General features: G+C 70.1%; 17 protein-coding genes. 9 read left to right on the top strand and 8 right to left on the bottom strand.

Annotated features, from left to right (window positions below; translation table 11 throughout):
* Window positions 1-147 precede the first annotated feature (147 nt).
* Both AB0950_RS25650 and AB0950_RS25645 read right to left on the bottom strand, forming a co-directional pair.
* Window positions 148-348 (bottom strand): DUF397 domain-containing protein, encoded by a 201-nt coding sequence (locus tag AB0950_RS25650; RefSeq protein WP_366779499.1) that lies wholly within the window; start codon window positions 346-348, stop codon window positions 148-150.
* A complete protein-coding gene (locus tag AB0950_RS25645; RefSeq protein WP_366779498.1) occupies window positions 332-1,171 on the bottom strand; it encodes a helix-turn-helix transcriptional regulator in 840 nt (279 codons plus the stop codon). Before AB0950_RS25645 ends, AB0950_RS25650 begins: the two co-directional genes overlap by 17 nt.
* A gap of 115 nt (window positions 1,172-1,286) precedes the next feature.
* On the opposite strand from AB0950_RS25645, the gene AB0950_RS25640 reads away from it, so the two are divergent.
* The 3 genes from AB0950_RS25640 (at window position 1,287) to AB0950_RS25630 (ending at window position 4,622) form a co-directional block, all read left to right on the top strand.
* Window positions 1,287-1,706 (top strand): hypothetical protein, encoded by a 420-nt coding sequence (locus AB0950_RS25640; protein WP_366779497.1) that lies wholly within the window; start codon window positions 1,287-1,289, stop codon window positions 1,704-1,706.
* A 114-nt stretch (window positions 1,707-1,820) separates the two neighbouring features.
* On the top strand, window positions 1,821-2,945 hold the full coding sequence (locus AB0950_RS25635; protein ID WP_366779496.1) for an NADH:flavin oxidoreductase: 1,125 nt from the start codon (window positions 1,821-1,823) through the stop codon (window positions 2,943-2,945).
* A gap of 87 nt (window positions 2,946-3,032) precedes the next feature.
* Window positions 3,033-4,622, top strand: a complete 1,590-nt coding sequence (locus tag AB0950_RS25630) for a carboxylesterase family protein (protein WP_366779495.1) — start codon at window positions 3,033-3,035, stop codon at window positions 4,620-4,622.
* A 6-nt stretch (window positions 4,623-4,628) separates the two neighbouring features.
* Here the strand turns inward: AB0950_RS25630 and AB0950_RS25625 are convergent, their stop codons facing one another.
* The 4 genes from AB0950_RS25625 to AB0950_RS25610 form a co-directional block, all read right to left on the bottom strand.
* A complete protein-coding gene (locus AB0950_RS25625) occupies window positions 4,629-5,198 on the bottom strand; it encodes a hypothetical protein (protein ID WP_360575323.1) in 570 nt (189 codons plus the stop codon).
* 510 nt (window positions 5,199-5,708) lie between these two features.
* Window positions 5,709-5,939, bottom strand: a complete 231-nt coding sequence (locus AB0950_RS25620; RefSeq protein ID WP_360159976.1) for a hypothetical protein — start codon at window positions 5,937-5,939, stop codon at window positions 5,709-5,711.
* A gap of 166 nt (window positions 5,940-6,105) precedes the next feature.
* Window positions 6,106-7,029, bottom strand: a complete 924-nt coding sequence (gene murQ / locus AB0950_RS25615; protein WP_366779494.1) for an N-acetylmuramic acid 6-phosphate etherase — start codon at window positions 7,027-7,029, stop codon at window positions 6,106-6,108.
* A 181-nt stretch (window positions 7,030-7,210) separates the two neighbouring features.
* Window positions 7,211-8,116 (bottom strand): MurR/RpiR family transcriptional regulator, encoded by a 906-nt coding sequence (locus AB0950_RS25610; RefSeq protein WP_360159974.1) that lies wholly within the window; start codon window positions 8,114-8,116, stop codon window positions 7,211-7,213.
* Window positions 8,117-8,181: 65 nt separating this feature from the next.
* On the opposite strand from AB0950_RS25610, the gene AB0950_RS25605 reads away from it, so the two are divergent.
* Complete coding sequence (locus tag AB0950_RS25605) at window positions 8,182-8,565, top strand: hypothetical protein (RefSeq protein ID WP_360160099.1); 384 nt, start codon at window positions 8,182-8,184, stop codon at window positions 8,563-8,565.
* A 15-nt stretch (window positions 8,566-8,580) separates the two neighbouring features.
* Entirely contained in the window at window positions 8,581-8,859 is a 279-nt protein-coding gene (locus AB0950_RS25600; RefSeq protein ID WP_360159973.1) for a DUF4031 domain-containing protein, read from the top strand.
* A gap of 174 nt (window positions 8,860-9,033) precedes the next feature.
* On the opposite strand, the gene AB0950_RS25595 is transcribed toward AB0950_RS25600, so the two are convergent.
* On the bottom strand, window positions 9,034-10,101 hold the full coding sequence (locus AB0950_RS25595) for a GNAT family N-acetyltransferase (protein WP_366779493.1): 1,068 nt from the start codon (window positions 10,099-10,101) through the stop codon (window positions 9,034-9,036).
* A 369-nt stretch (window positions 10,102-10,470) separates the two neighbouring features.
* On the opposite strand from AB0950_RS25595, the gene AB0950_RS25590 reads away from it, so the two are divergent.
* The 4 genes from AB0950_RS25590 to AB0950_RS25575 all read left to right on the top strand — a co-directional run bounded on the left by AB0950_RS25590 (window position 10,471) and on the right by AB0950_RS25575 (window position 12,965).
* Window positions 10,471-10,692, top strand: coding sequence for a toxin C-terminal domain-containing protein (locus tag AB0950_RS25590; RefSeq protein ID WP_366779492.1), 222 nt, complete (start codon window positions 10,471-10,473; stop codon window positions 10,690-10,692).
* A complete protein-coding gene (locus tag AB0950_RS25585; RefSeq protein ID WP_366779491.1) occupies window positions 10,616-11,152 on the top strand; it encodes a hypothetical protein in 537 nt (178 codons plus the stop codon). Before AB0950_RS25590 ends, AB0950_RS25585 begins: the two co-directional genes overlap by 77 nt.
* A gap of 362 nt (window positions 11,153-11,514) precedes the next feature.
* Entirely contained in the window at window positions 11,515-12,093 is a 579-nt protein-coding gene (locus AB0950_RS25580) for a hypothetical protein (RefSeq protein ID WP_366779490.1), read from the top strand.
* Between the two features lie 380 nt (window positions 12,094-12,473).
* Window positions 12,474-12,965: a hypothetical protein gene (locus AB0950_RS25575; protein ID WP_366779489.1), complete on the top strand. Its 492-nt coding sequence runs from the start codon at window positions 12,474-12,476 to the stop codon at window positions 12,963-12,965.
* Window positions 12,966-13,052: 87 nt separating this feature from the next.
* Here AB0950_RS25575 and AB0950_RS25570 read toward each other — a convergent pair whose 3' ends face one another.
* Window positions 13,053-13,697, bottom strand: coding sequence for a hypothetical protein (locus AB0950_RS25570; protein WP_366779488.1), 645 nt, complete (start codon window positions 13,695-13,697; stop codon window positions 13,053-13,055).
* Window positions 13,698-13,719 lie beyond the last annotated feature (22 nt).

Raw genomic sequence — 13,719 nt, 5'->3', positions numbered from 1 at the left:
TTGGTAGCGCCTGGCGGGGGCTGTTCGTTATGCGGGCACGCTAGAGCCTCGTGACTATGTGTGGCAAGTCGGGCGCTGAGCGTCAACTCGCGGGGTGGGTGGGCGGGTTGAGCCCACCACCCGTTCCTTGTAAAGAGGGCTCGAAGCTCAGCGCTTGAGCCCCGAGACGAACGCCGACCAGGCCTCGGCCGAGAACGCCAGCTTCGGTCCGTCGGGGTTCTTGGAGTCGCGGACGGGGACGAGGGCGGGGTGGCCGGGGGCGACTTCCAGGCAGTTGTTGCCGCCGCCGCTGTAGCTCGACTTGATCCATATGGCCGGGCTCAAGTCGCGGTCAGGGGTGTTCCTCATGAGCGTAATCCTCCGCCAACGCCTCGATGAGGGCCAGGGACTTGTCCCGCGAGAGCGCGTCGGCCACAAGAAGGTCGTACCTGAACCTGAGGTGGGCGACGGTGGCGGGGTCGTCCTCCATCCGCCCGGTGCGGACTCCCTCGTAGTAGACCACTGGAGGGGCGTCCGCGAACTCCATCAGCTTCAGATCACTCTGCATTGCCGCGTGCGCACCCGCGCTGAAGGGCAGCACCTGCACAATGACCCGGTTCCGGCAGGCCAGTTCGGCGACGTGGCGCAGGGCCTCCGCCATCACCGCCCGACCTCCCGTCTCCCGGCGTAGCGCTGCCTCGTCAAGCACAGCCCACAACAACGGCTTTGTTGGGTTCTCGAGTAGACGGACCCGCTCCATCCGGCCTTCCGTCCACTCCTCGATGGTCTCCTCCGGCGCCATAGGGTCGTGCGCGCGGTTCACGGCCTGTGCGTACGCGCGCGTCTGTAGCAGCCCGGGGATCAGGAGCGGTGTGTACTCCCTGATCGCAATGGCTTGAGCCTCGGCCTCCGCCACCGCCTCGAAGTGCTCCTCGAACTTCGACTTCGCCGCCGCCCCGCAGTTCCGCTGGAAGAAGCCGTCCGTCTCCAGCACCTCGTCCAGCATCCGCGCGTACTCCGGCTGCATCCGCCGCGTCCCCGCCTCCAGTTGCCCGATGAACGACCCGCTGACGAACAGCCGTTGCCCCAACTGTTCCTGGCTCAGGCCCTTCCGCTCACGGGCGTGCCGTAACTCCGCGCCCAGCAGGGCGCGTGGTGATGAGGACGGGTCGAGGTCCTTCGGTCCCGGCATGGCAACTCCTCGTCCTACGAACAACGTTGTTGGGACGCCGTATCTGGCCAGGTTAGGCCGCCGACGGCCACGCTGTGTGGTGAACGGGAGCACTCAGCGTGGAGGAAATGGCGCAATGGAAGTGAAGGAAACGAACGCCGGCGACAGGCCCGCCCGGACGGCCGAGGAAGCCGTCGAGCGGCTGCGCGCGGCCCTGTGCCGGGTCGGCGTCGTCCTGCCGTCGCTCCGGGTCGACCCGTTGAGCGTATCGAGGGAGGATCCGTACGCCCTGGTCGATCTGGGACGCTGCAATCTCGGTGTGGCCTCCCGGCTGGCGGCCGCTGTGAACCGTGCGTGCGAGTACGCCGTCGACGCGCGCACCGGGCGGCTCGGTGAGGTGATGGGGCGCGTGGGCGGCCGGGTGCAGCTGCGCCCCATCGGCGGCGGGCGGGAGTGGGACTGTCCGCCCGAGTCGGTCGAGCCGGCGCCGCCGGACGCCGTACTGCGGGAGCGGGTACGGCAGTTGAACCGGGCCAGCGTGAGCGGCGTCACGTGAAGGCTCGCTGGGGGCGGGAATGTGGTCCGGCGCATAGGAAGTTACTTCAGTAGCTGCAACAATGCGCACACACATACCGTCTGGTCAGCAGAGTCATTCACCAGGAGCCCCCACGTGACCGTCACCACGTCCACTTCCCGCGCGGCCCAGATCCTGTCCCGCCCGATCACGCTGAACGGCCTCACCGTGCCGAACCGCATCGTGATGGCGCCGATGACCCGCATGTTCTCCCCGGGCGGCATCCCCGGCGAGGACGTGCGCTCGTACTACGCCCGCCGCGCCGCCGCCGGCGTCGGCCTGATTGTCACCGAGGGCACCTACGTCGGCCACGAGTCGGCCGGCAACAGCTCGCGCGTGCCCCGGTTCCACGGTGAGGAGCAGCTCGCGGGATGGGCGAAGGTCGCCGAGGACGTGCACGCGGCGGGCGGCACCATCGTGCCCCAGCTGTGGCACATCGGCATGGTCCGCGAGCAGGGTCAGAACCCCTTCCCGGACGCCCCCGCGATGGGCCCCTCCGGCCTGGTCACCGCGGGCGCCGAGCCCACCGGCAAGGCCATGACGCAGAAGGACCTCGACGACGTCATCGCCGCGTTCGCCCAGGCGGCCGCCGACGCCGAGCGCATCGGCTTCGACGGCGTGGAGATCCACGGCGCCCACGGCTACCTGGTCGACCAGTTCCTGTGGGAGGGCACCAACCGCCGCACCGACGCCTACGGCGGTGACCCGGTGGCCCGCACCAAGTTCGCCGCGGAGATCGTCGCGGCGGTCCGCGAGCGGGTCTCCGCGGAGTTCCCGGTCATCTTCCGCTACTCGCAGTGGAAGCAGCAGGACTACACCGCCCGGCTCGCCGAGACCCCGGAGGAGCTGGAGGCGATCCTCACCCCGCTGGCCGCGGCCGGCGTCGACGTCTTCCACGCCTCCACCCGCCGCTACTGGCTGCCGGAGTTCGACGGCTCGGACCTGAACCTGGCCGGCTGGACGAAGAAGCTCACCGGCAAGCAGACCATCACCGTCGGCTCGGTCGGCCTCGACGGCGACTTCATCAACGCCTTCCAGGGCGAGGGCTCCCCGGTCAAGGGCATCGACAACCTCCTCGACCGCCTGGAGGCCGAGGAGTTCGACATGGTCGCGGTGGGCCGCGCGCTGCTCCAGGACCCCGAGTGGGCGGCCAAGGTGCTCGCCGACCGCTTCGAGGAGCTGAAGCCGTACGACGCGGCTGCCGTGAAGACGCTCAGCTGAAACTCCTTCGTTCGGGTGCTGTGCGACGGGCACTCGTGATCGCCGCCGGGCGTTCTTCTGATGACCAGTGAGGATTGAGGAGCGAGCATGACGACGAGCGAGTCCCCGTCCCCGGAGAGCGGCGCCCTGCCAAGCGGCGTCCCGGACACCGACGGCCCCGTGGTGCGCACCGCCTCCGGCGCGGTGCGCGGCCTGCGCGAGCGGGGCCTGTCGGTGTTCCGGGGCATACCGTTCGCCGCCCCGCCGGTCGGTGCGGCCCGCTTCCAGGCCCCGCGCCCGCCCCGCCCCTGGGACGGCGTCCGCGAGGCGTACGCGTTCGGCCCGCCGCCCCCGCAGGAGACCGGCTTCCTGGGGCGTACGGCCCAGCTCGCCGCCCCGCAGGCGGACGACTGGCTCACGGTCAACGTCTGGACGCCCGATGCCGACCCGTCCGCCGCCCGCCCGGTGATGGTGTGGATCTACGGCGGCGCCTTCAAACTGGGTCACGGCGGCCAGCCCGGCTACGACCCGCAACACCTCGTCCGCGAGGGCGACCTGGTGGTCGTCACCTTCAACTACCGCGTGGGGATGGAGGGTTTCGCCCACTGGGACGGCGCTCCGGCCAACCGCGGCCTGCTGGACCAGGTGGCGGCCCTGGAGTGGGTCCAGGAGAACATCACGGCCTTCGGCGGCGACCCGTCCCAGGTCACGGTCTTCGGCGAGTCGGCGGGCGCGGGCTCCATCGCCTCCCTGCTGGCCATGCCCAGAGCGCGGGGCCTGTTCCGGCGGGCGGTGGCCCAGTCCGTGCCCGGCACGTTCTTCTCCGCCGAGCTGGCCCGCGACCTGGCCGCGGCACTGGCGGCCGAGGCGGGCCGCGGCCCCACGGCCGCCGATCTGGCGGGGGTCGAGCCCCAGCGCCTCACCGAGGCGGGCGCGGCGCTCGGCGCCAAGATGGCCCAGTACACCGACCGCTGGGGCCAGGTGGCCCCGACCACCGTGCCGTTCGCCCCGGTCGTCGACGGCGAGATCCTCCCCACCACCCCCTGGGAGGCGCTGGCGGCGGGCGCGGCGCGCGAGGTGGACCTCCTCGTCGGCCACAACCGCGACGAGTACCGCCTGTTCCACATCATGTCGGGCCGCTACGGCAGGATCACGGACGACCTGGCGACAGCGACCCTGCGGCTGTACGCGCCGGGCGGCGAGGCGGGCGAGACGGCCTACCGCACGGCCTACCCCGACGCCTCCGCCGAGCAGCTCTTCGAGCGCGTCCAGACCGACTGGCTGTTCGCGATACCGAGCCTGCGCCTCGCCGAGGCCCAGCACACCGGCGGCGGCCGGGCCCACGTCTACGAACTGACCTGGCCGGCCCCCGAGAGCGGCGGCCTGATGGGCGCCTGCCACGCCCTGGACATCCCGCTGCTCTTCGGCACGTACGGCGCGGACCTGGGCGGCCTGCTCTTCCCCGGCGGCAGGCCCACACCGGAGGCGGAGCGACTGTCCGTGTTCATGCGCGGCGCCTGGACGGCCTTCGCCCGGACAGGCACCCCCGGCTGGCCGGCCCACGACCCGCACACCCGCCTGGTGCAGATCCTGGACGCGGAGCCGTCCGTGGCGCCGTACCCGGAGGAGCGGAGCAGACGCATCTGGGAGGGACACGACTTCCCGCCGCTGCCGCTGCCGCTGCCGCTGCCGGCCTGACGGGCCCTACAGGTTGCCCATGGGCTCGATGTCGACGTGCACGGGCGTGCCCCACACCCGCAGCACCTCGTAGTCGGTGAACTCGTGCACGAGCCGGTACGCCATGGCGGGCCGCGACGACCGCCGCTGGGCGGCGAGATAGGCCTCGGCCTCCCGCCGGTCCCTCCTCGGTGTCCCGCACAGCTGCCACTCGCGGCCGTTCCACGCCTCCGGCAGCCAGCGCTGCTGCGGCTGCGGCCGGTCGCCGCGCACGCCGTAGCGCGAGGGCGCGGTGGGGGCGGGCTCTGCGGCGCTGGGCCGGCCCTGGAACTCCGAGCGCCGTGCGGCCCGCCGCCGCGTCTCGCACAGCAGACACCGATCGGGCGCGCTCTCGTCCACGGGTCCCTGCGGATGCTCGGGGCACCGGGTGGCGGGCGCGCCGCCGGCGACACTCTCGTCCAGCAGATCGAGCGCCCGCCGCAGATCCGCCTTGATCTCATGCAGCCGGGCATCCGGGGTGTCGGCGCTCAGGGCCTCCCCATGCTCCCCGAGCAGCCGAAGCGCCCTCCCCAGAGCGGCGAGCTGGGCGTGATTCATATCAGTCCGCGCAGTCCTCGAGTTCCTCGACGTCCAGTGGAGCCGCCGACCGGCCCGGCCCCACCGGGAACCTCAAGGGTAGGCCAGCCGCGAAGCCACCCGGGCGGGCGTCCGGGGGCTGCCCGCGCTTCTTTACTGGCTGCGGGGTCGCCTTGATGTGCATGCGGCAGCTGCCCGCGCTCGTTTGCCCGCCCGCGGGGCTGCCTTGGCGGGCTTTCGAGAGCCGGCCGCGCCTCTTTGCCGGTCGTCTGGGCCACCCCGGCGGGCATGCGGGTGATGCCCGCGCTCGTTTGCCGGCCGCGGGGCCAGGGCCACCCCGGCCCGCATCCGGCAGACGCCCACGTTCCCTTGCTTGCCATCGGCACCCTCCGGCCGCCCTCGGGGCCGCGTGCTCGTTCCCCGGCCCGCGGTGACCGCCGGTCGCCCCTCGGGGCCCGGCACCCGGCCACCCGACCTAGGGTGTGAGCGTGCTGCCGAGCCGCGTCGAGGGTGCCCTGGTGCCGTGAGGGCTCAGTTGTGGCCCTGGATCAGGCTGTCCGCGGGGCAGGCGGCCGCGGGGTTGGCCAGGGGCAGCGGGGACACGGACTTGACCACGGGCACGACGAGCAGATTGCCGGCGCAGGCGGCGGTGCCGGTGGCGGTCCAGTGGCCCCGGGCGTCGGCGTGTGCAGGGGCGGCGAGGGCGGCGGCGGAACCGGCCGTGAGGGCGGCGGTCGCCAGCAGCTTCTTCATCTTCGTCATGCCGGGGGAACGACCGGTCGCCGCCCCGCGTCACGCCGGTACGGCCACACGGTAAGGCCGGCCGGGACAGCGCCGCACCGTCGGGCCGCGTGGCGGCGGGGCCCCGTACCGTCGCCACACCATGGCCTGACCAAGCCCCCGCCGTAACGCTCCCCGAGCCTCCGGCTCAGCCGCCCGCCTCTCCCAGAGCTGCGCGCAGGTGGCCGTTGGACTCCTGCAGGAGGCGCGCGGCTGTCGGGGCGTCGACGCCGGTGAGGAGGGAGAGGATCGCGTTCTTGACCTCGCCGCCCGACTCGGTGAGGGCCCTCTCGATCTCGTCGTCGGACGCGCCCGTGGCGAGGGACACGATCCGCCGGGAGCGGGCCCGGAGTTTGTCGTTCGAGGCGCGGACGTCGACCATCAGGTTCCCGTACGTCTTGCCCAGCCGGATCATCGTGATCGTGGACAGCATGTTGAGGACCAGCTTCTGCGCCGTGCCCGCCTTCAGCCGCGTGGAGCCGGTGATCAGCTCGGGGCCGACCACCACCTCGATGCCGTGCTCGGCGGCGGCCGCGAGCGCGCTGTGCTCGTTGCAGGCCAGGCCGATGGTCAGCGCGCCCAGCGCACGGGCGTGTTCGACGGCGCCGACCGCGTAGGGGGTGCGGCCGGAGGCGGAGACGCCGACGACGGTGTCGGCCGGGGTGAGCTTCAGCGCGTCCAGGTCCCGGCGGGCCAGCTCCCCGGAGTCCTCGGCGCCCTCCACGGAGGTGACCATGGCCTCGGGCCCGCCCGCGATCAGGCCGACGACCTGCGCGGGATCGGTGTTGAAGGTGGGCGGGCACTCGGAGGCGTCCAGCACACCGAGCCGGCCCGCGGTGCCCGCGCCGACGTAGATCAGCCGCCCGCCGCGCGCCATGCGCTCGGTCACGGCGTCGATGGCGGCGGCGATCCGGGTGAGCTGGGCCGCGACGGCGGCGGGGACGGTGGCGTCCTCGCCGTTCATCAGGCGGGCGATGTCGAGGGTGGGCAGACGGTCGATGTCGGCCAGTTCGGGGCGGAAGGCCTCGGTGGTCAGGGAGGCCAGTTGGGTATGCAGGTCGGGCGAGTTCATGAGGGGGGCGGCTCTCTCCGGTGGCAATCTGGTTCGGGCGGGTGGCCTCCCTGAGGGCGCGGGGCTGTGTCCATGCGCGGCCCCGCCGCGCTGGGGAGCTCCCGGGTTCGGGTGAACCCGCGAACCCGGGGAACCAGCCGTACACGACCCGCAGACGCCCACAGGCAGCCGGCCCTACGGTCTATCGCGAAGAAGTACGGTGCCGATGGGCCAGGGCCTCGTACGACGCGGCCAGAGCGGGTGCGGCCGACTCGTACGTGCGCTGTGCCACTCCCACGAACAGGCAGTCCACCACGAGCAGTTGGCTGGTCCGCGAGGACATCGCGGCCGGTCGCAGCTCGCTCTCCCGTGAGGTGGACGTGGTCAGTACGTGGTCGGCGTACTGGGTGACCGGCGAGTCCGGCCGGCCGGTGATGGCCACGGTCGTGGCCCCGTGTTCGAAGGCGACCCGCAGCGGCTCGATGACGTCCCCCGTCGAGCCGGAGTGGGTGATGGCGATCGCCACATCACCCGAACGGAGCTGCACCGCGTTGGTCACGGCGAGGTGCGGATCGCTGTGGGCGTGGGCTATGAGGCCTATGCGGAGCAGTTTCTGGGTGAGGTCCTGGGCGACGAGCCCGGAGGCCCCTATGCCGTACACGTCGGTGCGCCGGGCGGCGGCCAGCGCGCCGACGGCCGCGCCGAGCTGGACGGTGTCCAGTCCGGCGGCCGTGTCGGCGAGGGTCTGCTGCTCCTCGTAGGCGAGTTTGGTGACGACGTCGGCGATGGGGTCGTCCACCGCGATGTCGGTCGTGATCGCCGGCGCCCGGCCGGACTGCTGCTGGGCGGCGAGGCCCGCGAGCGCCAGGCGCAGGTCGCGGTAGCCGGGGTAGCCGAGCAGCCGGGCGGTGCGGACGACCGTGGCCTCGCTGGTGCCGGTGAGCTCGGCGAGGCCGGTGACCGTGAGAGCGGCGCAGCCGGCCGGGTCGTTCGCGACCGCCTCGGCGACGCGATGCATGGACCGGGTCATGGAGGGGGCCAGAGTGCGCACCTTCGCGGCGAGGGAGCCGCCCGGACTGCCGAAAATTTCCTTCACGTCCTGGGTCACGAATGAAAGATATTTTCGGTTCGGCGTCCCGGTCAAGAGTGCGCACAATGGGTTGTATGGAGCCCATCAGTCCCTTGAGTCCTCTGGAACAGGCGTTGCACGCGGCCCGCGCACTGGTGCTCGCGGACCTGGTCGCGCGCGAGGTGGCGGAGGCGGACGTGGTCTCCCTGGTGGAGGACTCCGTGGCCCAGCGCCGCTGGTGGCTCGAGCAGTGGCCGGACGGCATGGCCTATGTCGCCGGGCTGGTCGCCCAGGACGTCCAGGACGCGCTGCTGGAGCGGTACGGCCGCTGGCCGCTGTGCCCGGTGTGCGTCTCCGGCGACCCGCACGCGCTGGACGTGGAGCCCGAACTGGGCCCCGACCCGCACTGGGTGTGCCACAAGGCGGGCGTGAAGGTCGCGGCCGTCGGCTCGCTGGGCTCCGCCACGGGCGGCCCGGCCTCCTCGTGACGCGATGAGACGCCCGTGACCCTCTACATCGACCCGCCCGCCTGGCCCGGCCACGGCCGCATGTGGTCCCACCTGGTCAGCGACACGTCCTACGACGAACTGCACACCTTCGCCGAGACCCTGGGCGTGCCGAGACGCGCCTTCGAACGCGACCACTACGACCTCCCGTCCCACCGGTACGCCGACGCGGTGGCGGCCGGTGCGGTGGAGGTCAGCAGCCGCGAGGTGGTACGGCTGCTGTGGGCGTCCGGACTGCGGAGACGCAAGGGGGCGACTCAGCGGCGAGGTGCGTAGGCGTGCGCGAGGGTTACGGGCGGCGGGAAGGTTTGCAGGCGCGGGAGAAGGGCCGTTGGGGGCGGCGAGACTGGCAGGCGCGCGCAAGGGCTGCGGGCAGTGGCGCGGTTCAGGAGCCGATGCCAAGTGGCCGGCTCAGCGGCGCGTTCTGGAACCGGCGTCAAGGGGGCTCGCTCAGCGGCGTAGTTCGTAGGCGAACTCCTCGCCCTCGCCGCTGACCTGTGTGAACCCGGCCCGGCCGACCACCGCCTGGGAGGCGGTGTTGTCCCGGTCGACGGTGGCGAACACGGAACTGACGTCGTCGCGGGCCAGCGCCCAGTCCGCGAGCGCGCGCAGGGCCTCGGTGGCGTACCCCTGGCCGCGGGCGCCCTCGACCAGGTCGTACCCGATCTCCACCCGGCCGTCCTCGTCCGGGACGCCGTGGAAACCGATGCCGCCGATCGCCCGGCAGTCCTCGTGCCGGACGAGCACGAAGACCCCGAACTCGGGCCGGTGCACGCCCGCTTCGTACGCCTTCACCAGCATCCCGGAGGCATCCCGGGTGCCCTCGTACGGGCCGCCGTCGAGCCAGCCGAAGCCGCCGTCGCCGCCGAGGCGCAGGTCCCGCGCGGCGGCCGGGCGGACCCCGGTCAGCGTGACGCGCTCGGCCGGGATGACGAGGTTGTTGTTCCAGCGCCACTCGGTGACCGGCGCACGGCCGGGCAACTCGCCGCGCCCGGTGGCCCACAGCAGGGTCGGCCAGGGGGCCGGGCCGGGCTGGACGTGCGGGAAGAGGCAGGCCAGGAGGGACTCGACGAGACCGGCCGGCGGCTCATAGGTCAGGCCCAGGCCCAGGGCCATGTCATGCGTGTGCAGCAGCACCTCGGCGATGCCCATCGCCGCGAAGCCCTCGGCGTCGGCGCTGCGGAAGGGGTAGGGGTGGAAGCCGCGGACGCCGGGCGGCGCGGTGCGGACGGCGGCGGCGAGCAGCGCGCCGGTGGTCTCGATGACGTGCAGCAGGCCGGAGTTGTCGGTGCCCTCGTCGAGGGTCAGCTCGAAGGGCACGTAGGCGTCCTGCGCGCGCCCGGCCAGGTTGGCGGCGTAGGCGATGAGGTCGTCGGCGACGTGCACCGCGGTGGTGTGGCAGTCCCACTCCAACGCCCCGGCCGGTACGGCCTTCCAGTCCCGGTCCACCGCCGCACGCAGCACCGCCGTGGCACCGGCCACGGCCTCGGTCACATCGTCCCCGTTTATTGGTCGCATGGGGCGAACCCTAGGGGGCGGGGGCGCGTCGGGTCGACACCATTACGGGCGCCGACTCGCCAGCCGGGGCGGCCAGTTGACCAAGGCTTGGCCAGTTGTTGGCTTGAGGTTCGTTGCCCGCGTTGATCCGGGCGTGTGAGCATTTAAGGTCGTTCACTGAACGAAAGTGATCGACTGCGGCAAGGAATCTTCGGCAAGGGGGGAAGGCGCTGTGGACAGCGCTGAGCCGACGGAACCGACGGGGGCGATGGAGGAGGCAGAGCCGCAGTCGCACCGGAGGGTTATACCTCATCTCCTGCACTGCATGGCGATCCCTATCATCCCGAGGTTGTTGAGCGACGGATTGAAGCTTGCAACGAACTGTACGCTGTGAGTCCAGCGGACAGGGCTGCCGAACTCGGATACACCAGAAGGATTTCACCTCAGAAGGCGCCATTTAATTCACATGGTCAAGAAGTCTTCTCCAACGGGAAGAACTACATCACGCCGGACGTGGACGGGCACAACGTGTCCGATGGCTGGAAGATGTTCAACAAGAAAGGGCAGAGGATTGGCACCTACGACTCGGACCTCAACTACATCAAGAAATGATGCGTTCTCTATTCGAGTGGTCTCTGTTCCGTCGCCGAGCGAAGTTGCGATGGGTGGCAGCGCCGTAGGTCGAATTACGGTGCGAGACTTCCAAGATGATTTCCTGATGGACCTTACCTATTGGAGCGTGGAACAGTATGAGGCTAGTTGGGTAAGGGCGTTGCAGCTTCTTGAAACCTCAAACGATGCTACTTCGTGCCTCATCTCGTCGATGACGGATCCAGCGAGTAGTAACTTCGTTTTCTGTTGGCCTCTATATAGGTGTGGGGATGTTGTCTATATTCAGAACTCGATTATTTTCATGGATCAGCTGACGGAGCAATTCAATCCCGACGATCCTTGGCGATCAGTGGAGCAAAGATCGACGATCGACGAAGACGGGCACGTGATTTCCGAGTGGCAGACGAGTATTGACGAAGTAAGGAATTTTCTGCTCAATCGGTCAGCCCAGCGGCAGTAGGGCGTGTGGAACAGGCCAGGGGCTGAGCAATTGGCGCAGGATGCCTGAATCTTCCTCGTCAAAGGCGTCGTTCGGTATGAAGTGGTGCTCCTCGCACCCTTGACGGCATAGACAGGGCGCGCACTGAAACGGAAAAGGACTGCTGAGGTGAACGATTCGTGAGTGAACGGGCGCCCATCGCTGTCCTGCTGGGCGACGGTGTTGCCTTCGCTGCCCCCTGGCTGCGAGACAAGGCGGTGGCTCCCCTGCCTGTGGGTTCACAGTTGGACCCCGCCCTGGGGCATCGCATGACGGCAGGCTGCCGGGCCGTCCAGGCCACGCGCTTGGCCTGCGCACACCTTTCAGGCGCCGGTGAGCCCATCGTGCGATCGATTCAGCTCCCCTTCGATGCATACCGTGCCGAAGTCCGCCCTCCATCCCTCCTGTGGGCGCCCGACCAACAGGGAGCCGTTCTCTTCCCGGAACCGGGTTACGCCCTTGTCGCCGGTGTTGTTTCCTTCATGTCGGCGGCCGTTGGTGAAGGCGTCGACACGGCGCGGGCGCGCTTTGCCCGACACGCGCGTGCTCTCGCGGACCGGTGCCCTTCTCTGGCGGCTGTGGCCGCCGCCCACCCGCCGGCACACCGGGCGTGGTCCCATCCGGCCGAGATCGATCCCCACAGCGCGGCGGCACGCCGACTCGAACTGCTCGACGCGTTCACTCAAGGTGCCTGCAGCGCGCCCGATTTCGCCTGCGGCTGGTGGAAAGAGCGACGCGCCTCCCAGGCGAACGGCGAACGGCTCCGCGGGCCCCTCGAAGATCTCTTCAACCGCGTCTTCACGATACTGGAGGACTACTCGGTCGCCCCGGAGCTCGCGGAACCCGGTGATCTGTCCGACACGGAACTCAGAGCGGCAGTGACCGAGGCTTTGGGGATCAGGACGCCGGGAGGGGATGAGTGATGAGACTGAACGACAGGATGCTTGGTCTTGTGGGCGCCGAACTGCCTCCAGTCCGTCTGGACGACGTTCCTGCCGCGTATCGTGCGATCGCGGAAGAAGGCTGGACCGCGGGCAGCGATGGCGCACTTGGAAGCGGCGGTAAACGGGCGCGGCATGATGGATTACGACCTACCCGATTCAGGAGCCGAAAGGCTGTCCCGACTTCTTCGGCGGTCGATCGCTTACGCGTGCTTGGTATTGCAGGCCGCTCCTGGCGAATGTGAGCATGAGATCCTGGGATATGTTTCCCTGTCGGAAGGCGGTATGTCGGACGATGCCCTGACTGCTTACGTCACGCCGCACGTGTTTTGAAATGACGCGCTTGAAAGCGGGATTTGTTGGTGACAGATAACGTTGGTCTGCGGCTTTGCGCCTCCCTGCTGGCTCAAGGCCGAGTGTTGGGCGTTGGTCTCGGAGCTTCGGCATCGGAGATAGATCGGGCTTTTCGCGGCGAGTACGTCGAAGAGCTCGGCAGAGGCGGATTGGACGCACGCCGGGACTACGGGCTGATCGAGTTGTCTCTGACGAAAAAGAGCGAGTGGGTTTTGACGGGTGTCACTCTCCAGCTGCATCGATTGCCGGGCAATCCTGACCTGCTACGGGAGTTCCATCGGGATTCAGGTGTCGCTTTCCAGCCGTACACTGCCTGGCGTGAATTGGAAGAGTGCTTCTTGTCCGCCGCGCCAGACGTTGCGCTGCAGTGCGTGCAGCAGAGAGGCTTCCTGGAGTACCGGAATCCTGAAGCCAAAGTGTCGGTCTTCGTGGTCGACGATGGTACCGAGCGCAGTGAATGGCCCGGGCATGGCGAGGTGTGGAGCATTGCGCTCGGCTGACGTGGGCGGGGAAGGCGGTGGCCAGGTGGAGGTGCCCGGCGGGGGTTTCGGGACTTCATCGAAAGGAGCGGTGACCGCCCCGCCGTATCAGGCCGACAGTATTTCCAGCTCCGAGTTGAGGTTGTAGCGCGCCGTCGTCTCCCAGTGCTCCTGGCCGTACGGGGTGTGGAACAGGCGGGGGAGGGCGAGGAGTTGGCGGAGGATTGCCGCGCGGCCCTCGCGGAAGGCGTCGGTCGGGACGAAGTGGTATTCCTCGCGGACCTCGGCGGTGTAGACGGCGTACGCCGACGGGGGCGCGGCCAGGATGGCGAGGTCGGCGTCGCACAGGACCTGGCCGTCACGGTCGTCATCGGCCGGGTCGTGGGTGACGGTGAGGCGGACCAGGCGGGCGACCTCCGCGGTCTTCGCCTCCGGGACGCCTGCTTCCGGCAGGGCGCGCTCCGCCAGCCGTGCCGAGCGTTCCTCGTTCTCGGAGCGCTCGGGAAGATAGACGGCGTCGTGGAACCAGGCGGCCAGGCGTACGACGTCCGGGTCGGCGGCGTACTTCTCCAGGACGTCGATGTGGTCCAGGACCGCCGTCAGATGCCCGACGGTGTGGTACCGGCGCTGCGGCTCCTGCCAGCGGGTGAGCAGGTTGTCGGCGTACGGCGTGGGGTCGGGACCGCCGCCGGGGGCGCGGGCTGCTTCCAGCGCGCGGGTGAAACGGAGGCGCAGGGCGTCGAGGTCGGCCATGTGGCCATTCTTCCGTGACGCA

It is taken from the genome of Streptomyces sp. NPDC007189 (assembly GCF_040703635.1).
In the GTDB taxonomy this organism is placed as follows: Bacteria; Actinomycetota; Actinomycetes; order Streptomycetales; family Streptomycetaceae; genus Streptomyces.
The sequence above is the reverse complement of the archived record's forward strand: the minus strand, read 5'-3'. Positions and strand labels throughout refer to the sequence as shown.